The organism is Leptolyngbya cf. ectocarpi LEGE 11479 (genome assembly GCF_015207065.1).
Lineage (GTDB): Bacteria > Cyanobacteriota > Cyanobacteriia > Phormidesmidales > Phormidesmidaceae > Leptothoe > Leptothoe ectocarpi.
The window spans coordinates 1-20,139 of the sequence record NZ_JADEXP010000001.1 but is presented as its reverse complement, the minus strand read 5'-3'; the positions used below and the strand labels follow the sequence as shown (position 1 = coordinate 20,139).

28 protein-coding genes are annotated in these 20,139 nt (G+C 48.5%); 6 read left to right on the top strand and 22 right to left on the bottom strand.

Annotated features, from left to right (window positions below):
- Window positions 1–242 precede the first annotated feature (242 nt).
- Window positions 243–2,312 (top strand): NAD(P)H-quinone oxidoreductase subunit 5, encoded by a 2,070-nt coding sequence (locus IQ260_RS00140; protein ID WP_322744860.1) that lies wholly within the window; start codon window positions 243–245, stop codon window positions 2,310–2,312.
- A 72-nt stretch (window positions 2,313–2,384) separates the two neighbouring features.
- On the opposite strand, the gene IQ260_RS00135 is transcribed toward IQ260_RS00140, so the two are convergent.
- Entirely contained in the window at window positions 2,385–3,362 is a 978-nt protein-coding gene (locus tag IQ260_RS00135; RefSeq protein WP_193989716.1) for a LysR family transcriptional regulator, read from the bottom strand.
- 98 nt (window positions 3,363–3,460) lie between these two features.
- Here IQ260_RS00135 and chrA point away from each other — a divergent pair, with 98 nt between their 5' ends.
- Together chrA and IQ260_RS00125 are read left to right on the top strand one after the other, a co-directional pair.
- On the top strand, window positions 3,461–4,645 hold the full coding sequence (gene chrA / locus IQ260_RS00130) for a chromate efflux transporter (protein WP_193989714.1): 1,185 nt from the start codon (window positions 3,461–3,463) through the stop codon (window positions 4,643–4,645).
- Window positions 4,646–4,777: 132 nt separating this feature from the next.
- Window positions 4,778–5,836, top strand: coding sequence for a DUF1611 domain-containing protein (locus IQ260_RS00125; RefSeq protein WP_193989712.1), 1,059 nt, complete (start codon window positions 4,778–4,780; stop codon window positions 5,834–5,836).
- A 46-nt stretch (window positions 5,837–5,882) separates the two neighbouring features.
- On the opposite strand, the gene infA is transcribed toward IQ260_RS00125, so the two are convergent.
- From infA to rplC, 21 genes are all read right to left on the bottom strand, one after another.
- Window positions 5,883–6,107, bottom strand: a complete 225-nt coding sequence (gene infA, locus IQ260_RS00120) for a translation initiation factor IF-1 (RefSeq protein WP_006276978.1) — start codon at window positions 6,105–6,107, stop codon at window positions 5,883–5,885.
- Window positions 6,108–6,361: 254 nt separating this feature from the next.
- Window positions 6,362–6,916 (bottom strand): adenylate kinase, encoded by a 555-nt coding sequence (locus IQ260_RS00115; RefSeq protein ID WP_193989710.1) that lies wholly within the window; start codon window positions 6,914–6,916, stop codon window positions 6,362–6,364.
- Window positions 6,916–8,238, bottom strand: coding sequence for a preprotein translocase subunit SecY (gene secY, locus IQ260_RS00110; RefSeq protein WP_193989708.1), 1,323 nt, complete (start codon window positions 8,236–8,238; stop codon window positions 6,916–6,918). The genes IQ260_RS00115 and secY overlap by 1 nt, the downstream gene beginning before the upstream one ends.
- An 86-nt stretch (window positions 8,239–8,324) precedes the next feature.
- Entirely contained in the window at window positions 8,325–8,771 is a 447-nt protein-coding gene (gene rplO, locus IQ260_RS00105; protein WP_193989706.1) for a 50S ribosomal protein L15, read from the bottom strand.
- Between the two features lie 32 nt (window positions 8,772–8,803).
- On the bottom strand, window positions 8,804–9,328 hold the full coding sequence (rpsE, locus tag IQ260_RS00100) for a 30S ribosomal protein S5 (RefSeq protein ID WP_193989704.1): 525 nt from the start codon (window positions 9,326–9,328) through the stop codon (window positions 8,804–8,806).
- Window positions 9,329–9,349: 21 nt separating this feature from the next.
- Window positions 9,350–9,709 (bottom strand): 50S ribosomal protein L18, encoded by a 360-nt coding sequence (gene rplR, locus IQ260_RS00095; RefSeq protein ID WP_193989702.1) that lies wholly within the window; start codon window positions 9,707–9,709, stop codon window positions 9,350–9,352.
- A 7-nt stretch (window positions 9,710–9,716) separates the two neighbouring features.
- The gene (rplF, locus tag IQ260_RS00090) at window positions 9,717–10,253 is read right to left on the bottom strand and encodes a 50S ribosomal protein L6 (RefSeq protein WP_193989700.1); all 537 of its coding nucleotides are present in this window, start codon (window positions 10,251–10,253) and stop codon (window positions 9,717–9,719) included.
- 65 nt (window positions 10,254–10,318) lie between these two features.
- A complete protein-coding gene (rpsH, locus tag IQ260_RS00085) occupies window positions 10,319–10,720 on the bottom strand; it encodes a 30S ribosomal protein S8 (RefSeq protein ID WP_193989698.1) in 402 nt (133 codons plus the stop codon).
- A gap of 20 nt (window positions 10,721–10,740) precedes the next feature.
- On the bottom strand, window positions 10,741–11,286 hold the full coding sequence (gene rplE / locus IQ260_RS00080; protein WP_193989696.1) for a 50S ribosomal protein L5: 546 nt from the start codon (window positions 11,284–11,286) through the stop codon (window positions 10,741–10,743).
- Window positions 11,287–11,330: 44 nt separating this feature from the next.
- Complete coding sequence (gene rplX / locus IQ260_RS00075) at window positions 11,331–11,672, bottom strand: 50S ribosomal protein L24 (RefSeq protein ID WP_456152048.1); 342 nt, start codon at window positions 11,670–11,672, stop codon at window positions 11,331–11,333.
- A complete protein-coding gene (gene rplN / locus IQ260_RS00070; RefSeq protein WP_193989694.1) occupies window positions 11,672–12,037 on the bottom strand; it encodes a 50S ribosomal protein L14 in 366 nt (121 codons plus the stop codon). Before rplN ends, rplX begins: the two co-directional genes overlap by 1 nt.
- 12 nt (window positions 12,038–12,049) lie before the next feature.
- Window positions 12,050–12,301: a 30S ribosomal protein S17 gene (gene rpsQ, locus IQ260_RS00065; RefSeq protein WP_193989692.1), complete on the bottom strand. Its 252-nt coding sequence runs from the start codon at window positions 12,299–12,301 to the stop codon at window positions 12,050–12,052.
- A 13-nt stretch (window positions 12,302–12,314) separates the two neighbouring features.
- Window positions 12,315–12,560: a 50S ribosomal protein L29 gene (rpmC, locus tag IQ260_RS00060; RefSeq protein ID WP_193989690.1), complete on the bottom strand. Its 246-nt coding sequence runs from the start codon at window positions 12,558–12,560 to the stop codon at window positions 12,315–12,317.
- A gap of 3 nt (window positions 12,561–12,563) precedes the next feature.
- Complete coding sequence (gene rplP, locus IQ260_RS00055) at window positions 12,564–12,983, bottom strand: 50S ribosomal protein L16 (RefSeq protein WP_193989688.1); 420 nt, start codon at window positions 12,981–12,983, stop codon at window positions 12,564–12,566.
- A gap of 35 nt (window positions 12,984–13,018) precedes the next feature.
- The gene (rpsC, locus tag IQ260_RS00050) at window positions 13,019–13,750 is read right to left on the bottom strand and encodes a 30S ribosomal protein S3 (protein ID WP_193989686.1); all 732 of its coding nucleotides are present in this window, start codon (window positions 13,748–13,750) and stop codon (window positions 13,019–13,021) included.
- A gap of 45 nt (window positions 13,751–13,795) precedes the next feature.
- Window positions 13,796–14,158, bottom strand: coding sequence for a 50S ribosomal protein L22 (rplV, locus tag IQ260_RS00045; RefSeq protein ID WP_193989684.1), 363 nt, complete (start codon window positions 14,156–14,158; stop codon window positions 13,796–13,798).
- An 8-nt stretch (window positions 14,159–14,166) separates the two neighbouring features.
- Window positions 14,167–14,445 carry a 30S ribosomal protein S19 gene (gene rpsS, locus IQ260_RS00040; protein WP_193989677.1) on the bottom strand — a complete coding sequence of 93 codons (279 nt, stop codon included), beginning with the start codon at window positions 14,443–14,445 and terminating at the stop codon, window positions 14,167–14,169.
- A gap of 79 nt (window positions 14,446–14,524) precedes the next feature.
- Window positions 14,525–15,388, bottom strand: a complete 864-nt coding sequence (gene rplB / locus IQ260_RS00035) for a 50S ribosomal protein L2 (protein WP_193989675.1) — start codon at window positions 15,386–15,388, stop codon at window positions 14,525–14,527.
- A gap of 38 nt (window positions 15,389–15,426) precedes the next feature.
- Entirely contained in the window at window positions 15,427–15,732 is a 306-nt protein-coding gene (locus IQ260_RS00030; RefSeq protein WP_193989673.1) for a 50S ribosomal protein L23, read from the bottom strand.
- Window positions 15,725–16,357 carry a 50S ribosomal protein L4 gene (gene rplD, locus IQ260_RS00025; protein WP_193989671.1) on the bottom strand — a complete coding sequence of 211 codons (633 nt, stop codon included), beginning with the start codon at window positions 16,355–16,357 and terminating at the stop codon, window positions 15,725–15,727. The genes IQ260_RS00030 and rplD overlap by 8 nt, the downstream gene beginning before the upstream one ends.
- Before the next feature lie 20 nt (window positions 16,358–16,377).
- On the bottom strand, window positions 16,378–17,016 hold the full coding sequence (rplC, locus tag IQ260_RS00020) for a 50S ribosomal protein L3 (RefSeq protein WP_193989669.1): 639 nt from the start codon (window positions 17,014–17,016) through the stop codon (window positions 16,378–16,380).
- 521 nt (window positions 17,017–17,537) lie between these two features.
- Between rplC and ndhN the strand changes: the two genes are divergently transcribed.
- From ndhN to IQ260_RS00005, 3 genes are all read left to right on the top strand, one after another.
- Window positions 17,538–18,011: an NAD(P)H-quinone oxidoreductase subunit N gene (gene ndhN, locus IQ260_RS00015; RefSeq protein ID WP_193989667.1), complete on the top strand. Its 474-nt coding sequence runs from the start codon at window positions 17,538–17,540 to the stop codon at window positions 18,009–18,011.
- 77 nt (window positions 18,012–18,088) lie between these two features.
- Window positions 18,089–19,225: a circadian clock protein LdpA gene (ldpA, locus tag IQ260_RS00010; protein ID WP_193989665.1), complete on the top strand. Its 1,137-nt coding sequence runs from the start codon at window positions 18,089–18,091 to the stop codon at window positions 19,223–19,225.
- Window positions 19,226–19,321: 96 nt separating this feature from the next.
- On the top strand, window positions 19,322–20,139 hold an 818-nt coding region (locus tag IQ260_RS00005), incomplete at its 3' end, for an AAA family ATPase (protein ID WP_228015293.1).

Sequence of the window (20,139 nt, the reverse complement as noted above, 5' to 3'; positions counted from 1 at the left end):
TCAGAGCCTGTCGTAAAAAATAACCTTTTTCTCAGGATTACAGTGGATGCTGGACCCGTATAAAACAGAAGTCCTAGAAATCCTCAGTTTGCTTGAGTTTTACCAAGTTCAGGTGAGTGGTTGCTCAAGGAAAAATCAATGTTCTGCAAGCAAGGCGTCAGGAAGTTGGAAAATAGTCCAGCTCCCATGTGTCACAATGTAGGCGGTTTTGCCAACTCGAGCGAGCAGGCATAAAGCATACTATGGAAGCCTTGGAACCTCTTTATTCTTACGCATGGCTCATCCCAGCACTGCCCCTTCTCGGTGCAGCGATTGTGGGTGTGGGTCTGATCAGCTATAGCGACGCCACAAGCAAGCTACGTACACCTAGTTCAATACTGATCGTTAGCCTGATTGGGGCGGCGATGGTGATGTCCTTTGGCCTCTTCTGGAGTCAGTGGAATGGTCACGAAACCTATTCATTTATGTTTGATTGGGCCTCAGCAGGCAGCTTTCATCTGCAGATGGGGTACACCATCGATCACCTGGCCTCGCTGATGTTGGTGATTGTAACCACGGTGGCCTTTTTGGTGATGGTCTACACCGATGGCTACATGGCTCACGATCCTGGCTATGTTAGGTTTTATGCCTATTTGAGCCTGTTTAGTTTCTCCATGCTGGGTCTGGTGCTCAGTCCTAACCTGGTACAGGTTTATGTGTTCTGGGAGTTGGTGGGCATGTGTTCCTACCTGCTCATTGGTTTTTGGTACAACCGTAAGCCAGCGGCAGATGCCTGTCAGAAAGCATTTGTTACCAACCGCGTCGGTGACTTTGGCCTGCTGCTGGGCATGTTGGGTATCTTTTGGGCCACCGGCAGCTTTGAGTTTGATGTCATGGGTGAGCGCCTCACTCACCTGGTGGAAGTGGGCAGTTTACCCGGTGCGATCGCAGCGCTGTTTGCGATTTTAGTCTTCATGGGTCCCATGGCGAAGTCCGCCCAGTTTCCGCTCCACGTGTGGCTACCGGATGCCATGGAAGGCCCCACCCCCATTTCTGCCCTGATTCACGCGGCCACTATGGTTGCAGCTGGGGTATTTCTGATTGGTCGCATGTACCCGGTATTTGAAGAGATTCCGGTGGCCATGACTACCATTGCCTATGTGGGTGCCTTTACCGCCATGGTGGGGGCCACCATCGCCATCACGCAAAACGATATTAAGAAAGGCCTCGCCTATTCCACCATGTCCCAGCTGGGTTACATGGTGATGGCCATGGGGGTGGGGGCCTACAGCGCGGGGCTTTTCCACCTGATGACCCACGCCTATTTCAAGGCGATGCTGTTTCTCGGGTCTGGTTCAGTCATCCATGGCATGGAGGGTGTGGTTGGTCATAACCCCACCTATGCCCAAGACATGCGTTTGATGGGGGGGCTGCGTAAATATATGCCGGCAACAGCCATTACCTTCCTAATCGGTACCCTGGCTATTTCCGGGATTCCTCCTTTTGCTGGCTTCTGGTCTAAAGATGAAATTCTGGGTTCCACCTTCCAGGTGAGTCCTTTACTGTGGGCTGTGGGCTGGGTGACCGCTGGAATCACCGCGTTTTACATGTTTCGTATGTACTTCTCTACGTTTGAAGGTGAGTTTCGCGGTACCAATGCGGATATCAAAGAGCAGTTACGCATTGAGACTCTTCAACGCATGGGCGCTTCCCTCGGCCCTGGGGCAATGAGTACTCAGGAAATGCCGACAGCGGAGGAAGATCATGACGATCACCATGCATCTGAGCCCCACGAATCACCGATTACGATGACGCTACCGCTGATGTTACTGGCGGTTCCCTCTATTCTAGTTGGTTTGATGGGCACACCCTTTGCCAACTACTTTGAGGCGTTTATCTCTGCCCCAGGTGAAGTAGTGACCGTAGCTGAGCTGGCCGAAGAGGTTGATCTGCATGAGTTTGCCATTATGGCTGGCAGTTCTGTGGCGATCTCAGTTGTCGGGATTACTCTGGCGGTACTGATGTATGTGGTGAAGGTAATCGATGCGGGTGCGATCGCAAATAAGATCAAGCCCCTCTATAACTTCTCCCTCAACAAATGGTACGTAGACGATATCTACGACACCGTCTTTGTCCAAGGCAGTCGCAAGATTGCCAAAGCAGCACTCACCACGGACGTTAAGCTTGTAGACGGGATTGTTAACCTGACGGGTTTCCTGACGTTGATTACCGGTGAAGGTCTAAAGTACCTAGAAACCGGACGTGCTCAATTCTATGCCCTGATTGTGTTTGGGGCTGTGCTGGGTCTAGTGCTGCTATCAGGTTTGACCTAGCAGCTGCGATCAGCCTTGAATGTTGAGTTTCAAGATGCCTAATCCTTTTTGGGGTTAGGCATTCTTGTTTAGTTATCCTACCGTTGCTGTTTCTTTTCCAGGCACGTCTTCTTGACCCAGGATTGGATTTCCCAGGCCTGGTAAAAACTTCTTCGCCATGGCCGGACTTTCATCTAGCAGGTATTGTAAAAAGCTCTCAGCCACTACAGAGAGCTGTTTGCCAGCTAAATGGCCCACATACCACTGACGGGGGATAGGAAATCCTTCCACGTCAAGGATGGCAAACTCGCCCGTAGTCCCTTCCGAGATAATAGTGTGCTGCGACAAAACAGAAACGCCAAGACCACCGGCAATACCTTGTTTAATCGCTTCGTTGCTACCCAGTTCCAGCCGCACCTTGACATCTATATTGTTCTCAGAAAATAGCTTTTGTACGGCCTCGCGTGTCCCTGAGCCCGGTTCGCGCATGATAAAAGGCTCGTGGTTTAGGGCATCAATTGGGATGTTCTTTTTTCCAGCTAACGGATGGTCGGTGGGTGCGATCACCACCAGTGGATTGTCCAAAAAAGGATAGGTTTTAAGATCTGGCTGGCTTGGCAGCTGGCTAAAAATAAACAAATCTTCCCGATTATTGAGCATCCGTTCCTGGATATTCTGATGGTTAGTGACCTTGAGGGAAATATCGATCCCAGGGTAGCGTTTGCAGAACGGCCCCAGCAGTCGAGGCACAAAGTACTTAGCCGTAGTAATTACAGCTAGGCTCAGTTTGCCCTGCTTCATGCCCTTAAGATCGGCAATGGACATCTCAAACTGGGACAGACCCTGAAAAATTTCCTGACAGGTTTCTAGCAGTTTTTTGCCTGCCTGGGTCAGGTATAGACGTTTTCCAATTTGTTCAAATAGCGGTAGTCCGACAGCTTTTGTAAGCTGCTTGACTTGTATCGATACCGTTGGCTGGGTTAAATAGAGTTCTTCGGCTGCACGGGTGAAGCTACCGTGGCGCGCAGTGGCTTCAAACACCTTGAGCTGATGGAGCGTCGCATGAATCACGGGCTGAATCCTCGTTGCGGCTATGAGCAAGTAAATCGTAATGTCTTGTTCGATAGACTCTATTCTATCAAAGAAACCTGTTTGAGTGGGATTTTTCTATGAATACTCAATTAAGTCGGCTGCAGGAGCTGACTGGGCTCTTTTTTAAACTGGGGGCAATTGGCTTTGGTGGTCCCCAGGCTCACATTGCCATGATCAATGACGAGGCAGTAGAGCGCCGTGGCTGGCTCAGCTCCGATGAATTTAGCGATGGTTTAGCGGTCTGTGAGATGTTGCCGGGGCCAGCTTCTACCCAAATGGGGATTTACACAGGCTATGTCTATGGTGGCTGGCTCGGGGCATTGTTAGCAGGTTTGGCTTTTATTACGCCAGCATTTTTTATTGTGGTGGGTTTGAGCTGGGTCTATTTTCGATTTCAGCAACTGCCTCAGCTGATGGCTGTATTTTTTGGCTTGTCGCCTGTGATGATTGCTATCATCCTTGGCTTTTGTTACAAATTAGGCCGCAAGTCTATTCAGAACTGGATTGGGGTCAGTATTGCTGTGATAGCGTTTTTGGCCAGTGCTTTCGGCAGTCTTAGTACCCCGGTTGTATTCTTACTAGCAGGATTATTGGGGATGGGCATTTATGGCCCGAAGGGACGACGTTTCAATAGTGTTATGCCCTTGGGGGTATTGGCCATATTGCAGCCTGGCTTTTGGGGCATTGAGCGACTCTCGACCTATGGGTGGCCGTTGTTTACCTTTTTTCTTAAGGTTGGCACCCTCATTTTTGGGGGAGGGTTAGTGATTATTCCTTTACTCGAGTTTGAGGTGGTTGAACGGCTGGACTGGCTTTCTACTGCCGACTTTATTAATGGCGTGGCTATCGGTCAGCTGAGCCCTGGTCCAGTCGTCCTGACAGCTGCCTTTGTGGGGTATAAAATGGCTGGTTTTTTGGGGGCGCTGATCTCGGCTGTCGGCATTTTCACACCGTCATTTTTGTTTATTATGCTGGCAGCTCCCCTGCTGGTGCGTTTGCGGAAAAACCCTTGGGTACAGGCGTTTCTTAAAGGAATCAAACCGGCTGTGGTCGGGGCAATTATGGCGGCGGCAGTGCCCCTAGGCCAAACTACATTTGGTCAGGTGACCTGGCCTTTGTCGGTATTGGCTGTGGTGGTTGCGATCGCAGCTCTCATTGCGATTATCCATTTCAAAGTGACTGCTTGGAAACTGATTCTCGGTGGTGCTGTACTCGGTCTGTTCGGATATCCGCTGTTAGATGGTGGAGCTTCAGGTTTGTAGATATTTGGACGACTTGCCGCAGGGTCTTTTGGTTTTTGAGTTTTGAGTTATTCCAGTCGAAACGTTGTGTACAGTACGAAATTACCGAGCTATACAGCTCACAATTTCCCCATAGTGTTTCCCTGACTGATTATGCATCTCCAACCCCACCATCGCATTGCTATCTTGTTCCATAACGGTATCACCGGCCCTAAGGGCAAAACGGGGCTAGCATTGCTGCGCTACAGCGAAAATCTTATCGCTGTTGTGATTGACGAAACCTGCGCTGGAGAATCGCTCAAAGCGCTGACTGGCATCAATCGTGAAGTTCCTATTGTGGCTACGATGGAGGCTGCGCTGGCCTATGAGCCAGATGTGTTGGCAATTGGGCTAGCGCCATCGGGGGGGCGGTTGCCAGAGCCATGGTTAGACGATGTGCGGGTTGCGATCGCAGCAGGTCTCAGCATCATGAACGGTCTCCATACCTACTTTAATGACGACCCTAGCCTCACCAAGCATCTTGACCCTGCTCGATATCCTGATCAGTGGATTTGGGATATGCGACAAGAACCCACCGGATTATCCGTCGGTACAGGCCAAGCTAGGCGACTAAGCTGTCGTCGAGTATTAGCCGTGGGCACCGACATGGCCGTGGGCAAAATGTCCACCTGTATCGAGCTTAACCGAGCCACCCAAGCTCGAGGGTTGACATCTCAATTGATTGCTACGGGGCAAACTGCCCTGATGCTTGGCGCTTCTGGGATAGCCCTGGATGCTGTACGAGTAGACTTTGCCGCTGGAGCCATCGAACAAGCTGTCATGGCCTCAGCAAATCACAACGAAGTGCTCTATATCGAAGGGCAAGGATCTCTGCTAAATCCTGCATCGACAGCAACCCTACCTTTACTGCGAGGTTCCCAACCTACACACCTCGTACTGGTACATAAAATTAATCTGGAGCGCATTCAACACTTTCCAGACTTTATCATTCCTCCTATTCAAGAGGTGACTCATCTTTATGAGACTGTAGCTTCGGCAGGTGGGACGTTTACTTCTCCCCGGATTGTAGGGATTGCATTAAATACCTTTGGTGTAACTGAAGAAGAAGCAAAGAAGACAATCTCAGGTCTATCAGCAACCACTGGACTTCCCTGTACAGATGTTGTTCGCTTTGACGCAGCCCCAATTTTAGATGCTATTCTGTGTGACTAAAACTGCGCAGCCCGCTTTCGGCGCATGGAAAACTAACATCGGAAAATTACTTTTTCCTCAAACGATATGTGATGCGTCCCTTTGTCAGATCGTAGGGAGTCAGCTCAACCTTGACTCGATCTCCGGGCAAAATCTTGATATAGTTACGGCGGATTTTGCCAGAGATATGAGCCAGAACATTAAACCCATTATCCAAATCAACCCGAAACATAGCGTTAGGAAGAGATTCGGTAACAGTCCCTTCCATTTCAATTAAATCTTGCTTAGACAATTAGCTATTCCTCAACTCAGTAAAAAACTAAACATAAAGCGGATAGACCCCAACCGTCCATCCGCTTTTTCAGTCGATATCCCGATGCTTTAGGATATCCACTCTACCCATTGGCAAAACTTAGGATTTTTATAGCACCATTTTACTTGATCTAATGGTGCCCTCATCCTAATAGCGTAACAAACGCTACCTAAAATACTATCAAATAGCTCTCAGTGAGTACTGATTAACGTTAGATAGGGTTAGGGACTGACTTAAGCTTGCAAGATCCGCTTCAAATCAGACGCTACCGCATCCATTGTCTGATTGCCATTGATGGATACTAACTGCTGGCGATTACGAAAAAACTCAATCAGTGGTTCAGTTTTCTGTCGATAAACCTCTAATCGATTACGGATAACGTCTTCATTATCATCTTTACGGCCTCGGGCAAGTAATCGTGATATCAGCACATTATCAGGTACTTCTAAATTGAGTACACATTCACAGGGTTGTGCAATCTCGGCCAACAGTTTGTCCAGAAAGTTTGCCTGACTGACATTGCGGGGAAACCCATCTAAAATCCATCCCTTGGCAGCATCATCTTGAGCTAAACGCTCACGAATGAGATCCAGGATGAGGTCATCAGGTACAAGTTCTCCTGCATTCATGTAAGATTCAGCTTTTTTGCCCAATGCAGTTTGAGCCGCAACTGATGAACGTAGAATGTCCCCAGTAGAAATGTGAGGTACCCCAAAAATCTGAGATAGAACCGCAGCCTGTGTCCCCTTACCAGCCCCAGGAGGGCCTAAAAAAATTACTCTTATCACTACTTTTTCACCATGCCTTCGTAACGTTGAGAAATCACATAGGTTTGGATCTGTTTTGCCGTATCAATAGCCACACCTACGAGGATTAGTAAAGACGTAGCCCCTAATCCTTGAAACACGGTTACGCGCAAACCACTTTCGACCATACTGGGTACCACAGCAACGATTCCAAGAAACAAGGCTCCCAAAAACGTTAGTCGATTGAGCACCTTACCAATAAAATCGCTAGTGGCCTTGCCAGGACGAATTCCTGGAATACTGGCACCCATCTTTTTCAAATTCCGAGACATGTCTTCAGGATCGACCACTAGTGAGGCGTAGAAGTAGCTGAAGAATAGGATCATCACCAGATACATCAGGTTATAGGGGATTGAGCCTGGACTCAAAAATCGATTGACAAAATCTGAAACGCCGGGGTTAGATAAGGTGCTAGCAATATAAGGTGCTGCCTGCAACGGAAGTACCAACATAGCCGATGCAAAAATAATCGGCATCACTCCACCCTGGTTCAAACGTAAGGGTAAATAATTACTTTTCTCTAAATAGAGTTTACGACCTACCTGACGTCGTGCCGACACAATGGGGATCCGACGCATGCCCTCTTGAACAAAGACAATCCCGACAATCATTGCCAAATAAACCAGACTGACAATGACTATGCCTGCTACATCTTGACGAGATGATGTAGGAGACTGAGCTACGGTTACAGCACTGTCGAGTAAACGAGGGAGCGATGAAACAATATTTAGAAATATCAGGAGCGATGCTCCATTCCCGACGCCGCGCTCTGTAATTAGCTCACCTACCCACATGACAAACATGGAGCCTGCAGTCAGAGCTACAGCGGTTTCAACAATAAAAGGGATGCCAGGTTGATTGGCAAAAGGGCTCAGCAAAAAACTTGCCAGCAGCGTGCTTTGCAAAACTGCCCATCCCATCGCCACATAGCGAGTAATTTGGGAGATTTTGCGACGCCCAGCCTCACCCTCATTTTTTTGAAGATCCTCTAATTGTGGAATTGCAGCTGTCAGCAGCTGCATGATGATGGAGGCGTTGATATAGGGCAAGATACCTAAAGCAAATATACCTAGTAGGGATAAACCACCACCCACAAAGATATCTAGAAAGCCCAGTAAACCTCCAGCATCAACCTGCTGTGAGAAAGCGACACGATCAATTCCTGGTACAGGAATATACATTCCCAACCGCACCAGCACTAATAGTCCCAATGTCACCAACAAACGCCCACGCAGACCAGCAGCTTGTGCCATCTGCAAAAAGGTTTCCTGGGCACTGGGTGTCTTTCCTCGACTGACAACCATAGTTTTAGAATCTAATTAAACACAAGCTGCACCCAGGCGAAAAACCTCAAGCACAGCTGATCAGAATATAGGTTTATTCTAGAAGCTTACGCCACGATTTCACAGGTGCCGCCAGCAGCCTCAATTTTGGCTTTAGCACTTTTCGTAAATGCAGCTGCTTTAATTGTCAATGCGACGTTAAGTTCACCATCACCCAAAATTTTCAGTGGGCCATCATCGGATGTGATGATGCCAGCTTCCATTAGAGAATCCATGGTGACTTCCGATCCAGCAGCCAAATCGGCCAAATTCGACACATTCAGCACAGTGAATACCTTCTGATTCACGATGGGAAAGTGCTTAAGCTTCGGAATACGTCGGTATAAAGGCAGTTGACCACCTTCAAAACCAGGACGCGTAGGACGACCCGAACGAGATTTCTGACCGCGCATTCCGAAGCCGCATGTAGCCCCTTGACCTGCCGCAATGCCACGACCTAAGCGCCGCCGTCGTCGTCTTGAACCAGCTTTAGGCTGGGCATCTTCTAGTCTCATCGTTTCAACCTAATAATTCAACTATTTCAGACCTAGGCATATAGCTTTTCAAGTGCGATTCCACGCTCTTTAGCTACTTCCGAGAAGGTTCTCAATGAAGCCAGAGCATCTGCTGCTGCCCTAGCATTGTTCAACTGGTTGTCAGAACCGAGCTGCTTCGCCAAGACATTACGTACACCTGCAAGTTCAAGTACAGTACGAACCGCACCCCCTGCAATAACCCCTGTACCAGGAGCTGCCGGACGCATGAAGACGCGAGCACCACCTGCTTCACCATTCGCTGGGTGAGGTAAGGAGTATGCCTTGTTTAGCGGCACCTCTACCAAATTTTTCTTGCCATCGGCTACACCTTTTTTCACTGCACCAATGACATCGCTAGCCTTACCTACGCCAACGCCAACTTGGCCTTTTTCATTGCCAATTACAACAATGGCGCGAAAACTGAGCTTTTTACCACCCTTGACTACCTTAGTCACACGGCGGATTTGGACTACGCGCTCCTGCCACTCTGAATCTTTCTCTTTACCTTTATTACCCTTACGACGTTCCTTTGCCATATTTAAACCCTTTAAGAAGTCCTAAAAATCCAGACCAGCTTCACGAGCAGCATCTGCCAAGGCTGCAACCCGACCATGATAAAGTTTACCACCACGATCAAAAACGACTTGCTTGACACCTTTGGCCAAAGAACGCTCAGCAATTAGCTTACCAACTTTTGCTGAGGCATCTTTAGTGGCACTGCTGTCATCTCCCTTTAGATCGGTATCCAATGTAGAAGCCGCAGCCAGGGTGTGATGTTTGTAATCATCAATGACCTGAGCATATATATGATTATTAGAGCGATAGACGGCTAGTCTAGGCCGCTCAGCAGTGCCCTTTATACGACGCCGAATACGGGCGTGACGGCGATGAGTAGACTGTTTACGCGTAGCTTTCATAACTCAATTACTTCCCTGCTTTACCAGCTTTCCGTCTAACCATCTCACCGAGATAGCGTACTCCCTTACCTTTATAAGGTTCAGGTGGGCGAGCATCCCGAATCTTAGCAGCGATAGTTCCGACCAGCTCCTTGTCAATGCCACTAACAGTTACATTGGTGTTGCTTTCTACTTTAAAGTCAATACCCGCTGGCGGTTCAAACTCTACCGGATGGCTGTAACCCAAATTCATGGTCAACGTCTTGCCTTTAATGGCGGCACGATAACCTACACCTTTAATTTCGAGACGCTTTTCAAAGCCTTTGGACACACCCTCCACCATATTGGCGATCAAAGTGCGTGATAAACCGTGGCAGGCCCTTGACGTACGTGAGTCACTTTGACGAGTCACAACAATCTGCTCCCCGTCTTGGGCAATATCGACTTCTCTAGGCAGAACACGAGACAGCTCTCCCTTAGGGCCTTTAACAGCTACCGATTGAGCATCAATAGAAACAGTTACACCTGAAGGCACAGGCACCGGTTTTTTACCAATCCGAGACATTTTGAATCCTTCCCTAACCGCCAGCAACGGACGTGAAAACAACTAACTACAAATGAGGTAACCCGTTACCAGATATAGCAAAGAACTTCTCCACCAACACCTTTATGACGAGCATCCCTATCGGTCATGATGCCACTTGATGTAGAAACGATAGCAATACCAATACCTCCCAAAACTCGAGGTAGGTCCTTACAGCTTGCGTAAACTCGCAAACCTGGTTTGCTAACACGGGTCAAGTTACGAATAATAGGCTGCTGCATTTTCCCTTTGTACTTAAGGCTCACAGTCATCATTCGTGCAATACCCTCAGTTGAATCCGAGGTATCACCAATAAAGCCTTCTTCTTGAAGCACCTTGGCGATATTTCGGGTAACTTTGGTAGATGGGATTTGGACAGTCCTATGCCGCGCAAGATTTGCATTTCGAATGCGCGTCAGCATGTCTGAAATCGTATCGTTAGCCGCCATATTTCTCTCTCGTATAAACCTCAGCTATCCCGGAACGGCATTCCCAGCTCTTTGAGAAGGGCTCGTCCTTCCTCATCAGTCTTGGCATCAGTCACAATTGTGATATCCATGCCTCGAACCTGATCAACACTGTCGTAACTGACCTCAGGGAAAATCAACTGCTCCCGCAGCCCCAGGGTGTAATTACCACGCCCATCAAAACTTCCAGGATTTACACCTCGAAAGTCACGAATTCGGGGCAATACTAAATTGATTAAACGATTTAGGAATGCATACATACGCTCAGAACGAAGGGTAACCATCACCCCTACTGGCATACCCTGACGAATCTTGAAGCCAGCAATTGCTTTTTTTGCGCGAGTAATTACGGGTCGCTGACCTGTGATTACTCCCACCTCACTCACTGATGCCTCTAACGCTTTTGCGTTTTGAGAAGCTTCACCTAAACCACGGTTGATGGTTACTTTGAGTACTTTAGGTACTTGATGTAAGTTCTTATACTCAAATTGCTCCATTAATTTAGGAACAACCTTTGTATTGTAAAAATCTTTTAACTGTTCAGCCATTCTCTCTTTCCTTTCCCTGGGCTTGGTCAGGGACAAATAATGGGCTAATCGATAATTTCGCCTGTCTTTTTCAATATGCGGACTTTACGACCATCTTCAGTAAAGGTATAGCCAACACGGCTAGCTACCTTTTCTTTTTTAGAGTAAAGCATCACATTTGAGCTATGAATTGGAAATTCAGAGGTGACAATTTGTCCAGACTCACCTTCCTGTCGAGGCTTCACGTGCTTAGTGCGAATATTGACGCCTTCAACAACGATCTGACTCTTCTTAGGCAAGACAGTTGTAACTTCACCAACTTTGCCCTTATCTTTACCCGTGATGACTTGTACAGTGTCACCTTTCTTGATGTGCATCCTATGGCGCACGGGCTGTTTTGTTACCACTACAGTACCTCCGGTGCTAATGAAACAATTTTGGTAAAGTTTCTATCCCTTAGTTCGCGGGCAACCGGCCCAAAAACCCGAGTACCCTTGGGATTATTGTCATTGTTTATAAGAACAGCCGCATTATCGTCAAAACGGATACTCATGCCACTGCTGCGACGAAGATTTTTCCTGGTGCGCACTACAACTGCACGGACTACGTCAGACTTTTTTACGCCCATGTTCGGCAGTGCATCTTTAACCACGGCAATAATGACATCGCCTACGCCAGCATAGCGACGATTTCCACCCAAGACACGAATGCACATGAGCTTACGTGCACCGCTGTTATCTGCCACATTCAGATATGTTTCCTGCTGAATCATTAATCGGTTCCCCTACACTTTTTCAGAACGGCCTAGGATATCGGCAACGACCCAGCACTTAGTACGGCTGAGGGGACGAGTTTCTCGGATACGAACAAGGTCCCCAGCCTTACATTCATTGGCATCATCATGAGCCTTGTACTTCTTAGTACGGACAACAATTTTTTGATACTTTGGGTGAGGGACTCGGTTTTCAACAGCCACTACAACTGTTTTATCCATCTTGTCGCTAACAACACGCCCTGTTAATTCTTTAGCTGCCATGGCTGTTTAACTCCTACTGCTCGCTACTTACTGCTGCCTCTTCATTAGCTACACCAGCTATCAGCTGACGCTCGCGCTCGATAGTCATTAGCTGAGCTAATTTTCGGCGGGCATGTTTAAACTGATGAAAGCCCGTCTCCATCTGACGAGTAGCTTGTTGAAAACGCAAATCAAACAACTCTCGCTTGATATTTGCTATCTCAGTAGAAAGCTCATCATCACTAAGCGTTCTTAACTCTTTAGCCTTAGAAAGTACCATCTCTTAATCCTCCAATCCTTCACGGGCGATGAATTTGGTTTTGAATGGCAGCTTAAAGGATGCTAAACGCATAGCCTCACGGGCGATTTCCTCAGGCACACCTGTAATTTCAAATAGAATTCGACCGGGTTTGATCACAGCAACCCAAAATTCTGGATTACCTTTACCAGAACCCATCCGGGTTTCAGCCGGACGCATGGTCACAGGCTTATCTGGAAAAACGCGGATCCAGATCTTTCCGCCACGTTTTACATAACGAGTCATCGCACGACGTGCAGCCTCGATCTGACGAGAGGTCATCCAAGAGCATTCAGTTGCCTGGAGAGCATACTCACCAAAGTTAATCGTGCTGCCTCGATGGGCCATACCGCGCATACGGCCGCGATGCTGTTTACGAAATTTTGTTCTTCTAGGACTCAGCATGGTGCTTAAACAGGCTAAACAGTTAAAGAGAAAGCTTAAGAATCGTTAGAACGATCTTCAAACTGCTGACGACGACGAGGCTGACGACGACGGGGCTGATTATTAGCGGGTTGAGGTGCATCCTCTTGTCCCGGAATAATTTCACCTTTAAAGACCCAAACTTTGATACCTAGAATTCCGTAGGTTGTTTGGGCAGTCTTATAGGCATAATCGATATTTGCACGTAGGGTGTGCAGGGGGACACGACCTTCCCGTGTCCACTCAGTTCGAGCAATTTCAGCCCCATTCAGACGACCACTAACCTGAATCTTGATCCCTTCAACACCAGCCCGTTGCGCCCGTTGAATTGTCTGACGTACAACCCGACGAAATGAAACCCGACGCTCTAGCTGCTGAGTAATATACTCAGCAATCAGGGCAGCTTCGGCATCAACACGAGCAATTTCGATCACATTGATACGAATCTGACGAGTGTTGTCCTTAAGCTGTTTCTGCAAGCCGACTCGCAGTGACTCAATCCCGGTGCCGCCACGACCAACAACAACACCAGGTCGGGCTGTATGCAGTTCCAAATCGATCTGGTCAGCTTTGCGAGCAATTTTAATGTCTGAAATACCGGCGTTATTGAGGGTTTTCTCAATAAACTGGCGAATAGTATGGTCTTCTTGCAGCTGGCTAGGATATTGCTTTGAGTCGGCATACCAGCAGGAAGCATGTTCCTTAGTGATGCCAAGTCGAAAGCCAATTGGGTGAATTTTCTGTCCCACAGATTTTTACCTTATACAGAGCTAACAGTGAAAAAACTAACAGATCTATCTAGAAGAGCCAGGCGCTACGGCAATCGTAATGTGGCAGGTCGGTTTCCGAATCTGATAAGCACGACCCTGAGCTCGAGGGCGATAACGCTTTAAGACAGGCCCTTGGTCAGCAAAGGCTTCACTAACATAGAGATCGACTGGATCCATACCATTGTTGTGCTCAGCATTGGCTACAGCAGAGCGAAGCACCTTCAGGATTGGCTCGCAGGATCTGTAGGGCATGAACTCAAGAATAATTAGGGCCTCTCGATAGGAGAGCCCACGAATTTGATCAAGCACCCGACGCACCTTGTGGGGAGACATCCGAATGTAGCGAGCAACAGACTTAACTTGATTACTACTATCGATTTCAACCATGGCTATTTCTAACGTCTCGCTTTCTTATCACCCTTGACATGCCCACGAAATGTGCGCGTGGGAGCAAATTCGCCTAGCTTATGGCCCACCATTTGCTCACTTACATAGACAGGAACATGCTGACGACCGTTATGGACGGCGATGGTATGCCCAATCATCTGAGGAATAATTGTGGAGGCACGAGACCAGGTTTTGATAACCTGCTTGTCTCCTTTTACATTGAGTTTTTCAATTTTTTTGAGCAGATGATCTGCCACAAAAGGTCCTTTCTTGAGAGAGCGAGCCATAGTTTCGCCAGCCTAAAAACAATCGGTTAAACAACAAAAGAATTGGTGAACCATCACATCCATATCTCTGGATAGACGCCTACGCATCACGACCACCGCGACCACGTTTGGAAGAACGACGACGACGGCGCACTATTAGCGACGTACTGGCCTTCTTCTTGTCACGAGTTTTGTATCCAAGTGCAGGCTTACCCCAAGGAGTTACCGGTCCACTGCGACCAATTGGAGCACGCCCTTCACCACCACCATGGGGATGGTCCACCGGGTTCATCACACTACCGCGAACTTCTGGACGGCGACCCAACCAACGTTTCCGACCGGCCTTACCAAGGGTAACGTTGCGCGCTTCTACGTTGCCGACTTGACCAATCGTGGCATAGCACTCGCGACGTACCATCCGAACTTCACTGGAAGGTAGCTTGAGGGTGACATAGCCACCCTCTTTGGCCATAACTTGAGCAGAAGCACCTGCGGCACGGACGATTTGACCACCACGGCCTGGGTATAACTCAACGTTATGAACTGATGTACCAAGGGGCATTTTATGCAGCGGCAGTGCATTACCTACTTCCAGCGGAGCATCAGGACCCGCCACAATGGTAGAACCTACGGCTAAACCCACAGGATGCAGAATGTAGCGCTTCTCCTCATCCTCGTACTGAACTAGGGAGATGCGAGCATTTCTGTTTGGATCATATTCAATGGACAGGACCTCTGCTGTCATCTCTCGCTTATTTCTCTTAAAGTCAATAACGCGATAGAGACGCTTGTGGCCACCCCCACGATGACGACAGGTAATAACCCCACGGTTGTTTCTGCCTTTAGCACGATGAATAGAGCGCGTTAATTTCTTTTCCGGCTTGCTCCGAGTGATTTCTGAAAAGTCAGAAACACTGCGCTCACGAGTTCCTGGAGTCAGAGGCCGATAAGTACGAATTCCCATGATTTTATCTGCAAACTAATGGAGTGCTGAGGTCGTTACTAGACATCTGGGAAGAGGGGAATACTATCGCCCTCTGCGAGGGTGACGACTGCCCGCTTATAAGTAGGCTTGTAACCTATAAATCGACCGAGACGTTTTTTCTTACGGGGTGGGTTCATGGTGCTGATACCCGTTACCTTCACCTCAAATAAGGCTTCAATAGCTGTTTTAATTTCAGTCTTTGTTGCTTTTGGCGCTACTTCAAATGTGTACTGGTTGTTTTCCAGATTCAAAGTAGCCTTCTCGGTAATGAGAGGTTTCCGAATGATGTCAGGTAAATTTCGGGAGTCAATTGCCTTAGGCACTGTACACCTCCTGAATTTTCTCGAGAGCGGTTGCTGTCACCACTAACTGGTCAGCTAGTAGGATGTCGTAAACATTCAGATTTGTAGCCAAGATGAGCTTGATATTGGCTACGTTTCGTACAGAACGATGAATAGTCTCGTTTTTCTCAGCCGTGATCATCAGAGTTTTCTGGTCAGCATCTAGACCCCACCGTTCCATCGCCGACAGGACTTCTTTCGTTTTGGGTGATGTCAGCTGGTCCGCAAAACTTTGAACGACGACCATATCTTCCACACGACTCTGAAACGCCGTACGTAGAGCGAGACGACGCTCTTTGCGATTCATTTTGACTTCGAAGTCGCGAGGTTTAGGACCGAAAATCACACCACCACCGCGCCATAGGGGAGAACGGTTTGAACCAGCACGAGCGCGCCCAGTTCCTTTCTGACGCCATGGCTTGCGACCGCCTCCACGGACCTCGGAACGAGTTTTGGAAGACAATGTACCTTGGCGTGAGTTATGCATCTGACGCACAATGGCACGATGAACGATGTGAGCTGCGTTATCTTCTTTCGCAACGTTTAAGTCAAGATTAGCGGTGCCTGCATCAGCTCCTTGCCAATCCTTTACTACGCAATCAACCATAATTAAGTTCTTAGCCCCCTTTATTTCTTGCCGACAATGTTTGCAGGGGCAATGTTCAACAGTGCACCTGGCTTACCAGGAACAGCACCTTTGATTAGCAGAACATTACGCTCACTATCAACCTTGACTACCGATAGCTTACGCACGGTGACCTTGACGTTGCCCAGCTGACCAGCCATTTTCTTGCCAGGATAGACACGACCAGGTGTTGTACCAGGACCAATAGATCCTGGTAGGCGATGGTTTTTAGAACCATGGGTCATGGGTCCACGCTTAAAGTTATGGCGCTTTTGGTTCCCAGAAAATCCCTTACCAATACTTTTGCCGGAGACATCTACAAGCTGACCAGCCTCAAAAATATCTGCAGCCAACGTTTGACCCAGCTCAAACGTTGAACTGTCGTCAACGCGATACTCGCGCAAGTGGCGCAGATTAGTAGGGCCTGCCTTTTTAAGGTGACCCAACTCAGGCTTACTTAATGCTTTTTCTGCTACTTCCTGATAGCCAATCTGCACGGCGCAGTAGCCATCGGTTTGTTTCGTTTTAACTTGGGTGACAACACAAGGGCCTGCTTGAACGACAGTTACTGGCACAGCATTGCCAGTGTCGTCAAACACCTGAGTCATTCCCAGCTTTGTCCCGAGAATACCGACAGACACAATCAATCTCCGACTAAACATTTCAGCCAGCCTGCATTACCACAGCCAGCAGTTTGAGCCCCTTGTTTTTTCACAGCGGGGGCAATTGTCCAGAAAAGCAAATAAATCCTAAATGGTATTGACTGCTCTTCTGAAAATTCAACCGTATTAGATTGAATATCTAACGTTAATGGCTAGGGATTTGCACAGCTCTCATTGCAGAAATGTGCAGGAGATGTAACCCTTTGAGCCGGTAAAGTGCTGCCTTAGACTTAAACAGAAACCCGCCTAGTATCTAATTTAGCAGCGGTCTCTAATGCTACAGATATTTGATGCACTTGTCCACTTTTTTGAGAATAGTTTTATGCTGAGATGGCGGAAGAGTTTCCCTATCTTGCATACGTATCCATGCAGAAGCACTAAATTGGCCATGTCGTCATAAATCTGAATTCACTGGTTTTTTAATAAGGTGATGGCTAACGGCTCTAATATCTCTAATATATAGATGGGTTAATTCACTACAGGCACTGTTTGCATAAGCTATGGGATTACTGGTACTGGGCAATCGGTTCGTCCGTGATTTAGAGAGCAATGGTGCGCTAGCAGTGCGAATACCGCTTGAGGGTGGTTTTGAGGGCCGCTATCAACGGCGCATGCGGGCGGCGGGCTATGAAAGTCTGCACATGACGGCCCGTGGTCTGGGCGATTTATCAGCTTATTTAGGGGATGTCCATGGTGTTCGTCCGCCTCACTTAGGGAAGAAAGGCACGGGGCAAGCGGCTGTTGGCGATCGTTATTTTATTCCGCCGGTCCTTAGCTATCGCTTAGAGCGGATGGCCCCTGGTATGAAGGGGATTGTGCTTTGGTTGATTGAAGGACATATTTTATCGAGTCAGGAGCTAGCCTTTTTGGCAACGTTGAGTGCCGCTGACCCACGTATCAAAGTTGTGGTTGAGCTGGGCGGCGAGCGTTCGTTTAAGTGGTTCCCTTTGAAGAATGCTGTGCAGTCTGCATAGATTTCTTTTGGGCTAGCTCACTAGATTAAACGCTCTATGTGTCTGCAGATTACTGGCAGAAGAGATAGCATAGGTGGGTGGCTATTTCGCAAAAACCGCTAGATGCCCTAGAGCTTGGTCAATGGTTCAAGCTTATTTGCGGCGCTAGTTATCAAGATGTCTCAAAAATTCGAAATTTGTCCCTGGTTTATAGTTTGGCAGGGGCAGATTGTATTGATGTAGCTGCTGAACTAGCGGTTGTTCAGGCTGCTTTGGCGGGAATTGCGGCGGCCCAGACAATTGCCGCCATCGATAAACCTTGGTTGATGGTGAGCTTTAATGATGGACAGGATCCCCACTTTCGCAAGGCTTGGTTTGAGTTAAAAAGATGTCCGGCGGACTGTCTGAGGCCTTGTGAGCGAGTTTGTCCAGCTCATGCGATATTACCCATTTCGCAGATGAAAGAGGCTCAGGTTGATGGGCTAGGGGTAATGGCCGACCGCTGTTATGGCTGTGGCCGCTGTTTGCCGATGTGCCCTCTTGGAATAATTGAAGAGCGTTCGTTCAAGGTGGCTGCGGGTGCGATCGCACCCGCCTTACTGCCCCACATCGATGCCATCGAAATTCATACCCAAATAGGTCGGCAGGCAGAATTTCAGGTTCTGTGGCAGCAGCTAGCTCCCTACATTTCCCAGCTGAAGCTGATTGCGATTAGCTGCCCCGATGGTGAACCCCATACCAGTGCCATTGTTGATTACTTAGCCCAGCTCTACCAACTAATGGAGCCCAAACCGCCACAGTTGCTATGGCAGACTGACGGTCGTTCCATGACTGGTGATATTGGGAAAGGCACCACCCTGGCGACTATTCGATTAGCTCAAAAAGTCTTAAACGCCCGTTTACCTGGCTATGTTCAACTAGCAGGTGGCACCAACGATTACACGGTAGCTAAGTTGCGATCTCTCAATTTACTCCAGGAACGCCATCCATCTCCGCTCGAGCATACAACGTACGGCATCAACGGCATCGCCTACGGTAGTTATGCCAGACGTTTGGTGGATGTAGGGGATAGTCCTCTGGAAGATGATCCCGAAAAACTATGGCAGCAGGTTAGTTTGGCTGGTGAGCTAGTAAGTCAAATCAAACCTGACGCACATCCCAAAATTAGATATTCACAATTCTTAAAGCATGACCTGTGTGGGCCGCACACCTCAACCGCTACTATCCCTCCATAACCTTTTAGAGGCACTTGGGGGCTCCATACCGCTAGCGCTGCTAAGAAATTTGTTGATCCAAGTCTGTTTCTACTTCTCTGTTTAACTCCCAAATCTATGGCTCGTTCAGACGAACATCAATCTGCGCCTGAATCGACTTCTACCTTGTCTAGCCGTACGGCTCCAATTCATGACGATTTGGACCAGCTGCTCAGCATTTTACCTGCTGCCCTGAGTCAGCCCCTTAGCAAGCATCCCCAGCGGCATCAGCTGATTGAGGTGATTCTGGATTTGGGCCGACGCCCCGACGCCAGATTTCCAGGCCAAGCAGACTATCTTTCGGAGCAAGTGATCTCCAAAGAGGATCTCGACCATTGTATCGAGCGTGTAGGCACCTTCGGCGGCGATAACCGGGCCGGTATTGAGAAAACCCTACATCGCATCAGCGCCATGCGGAATCGGGCGGGTACCATTATTGGCCTGACGTGCCGCGTGGGGCGAGCCGTCTTTGGCACCGTGGAGATGATTCGTGACCTGGTGGAAGCAGGCCAGTCTATCCTATTGCTGGGGCGGCCAGGTGTCGGCAAAACAACGGCTCTGCGAGAGATTGCCCGTGTGTTGGCCGACGATCTGAACAAGCGGGTGGTGATTATTGACACCTCTAATGAAATTGCTGGGGATGGGGATATTCCCCACCCTGCCATTGGACGAGCCCGACGCATGCAGGTAGCTCGACCAGAGCAACAGCATCAGGTCATGATTGAGGCGGTGGAAAACCATACCCCCGAGGTGATTGTCATTGATGAAATCGGTACCGAACTCGAAGCCTTAGCCGCTCGTACCATTGCCGAACGGGGTGTACAACTAGTGGGCACGGCTCACGGTAATCAGTTAGAAAATCTGATCAAAAATCCCACCCTGGCGGACTTAATTGG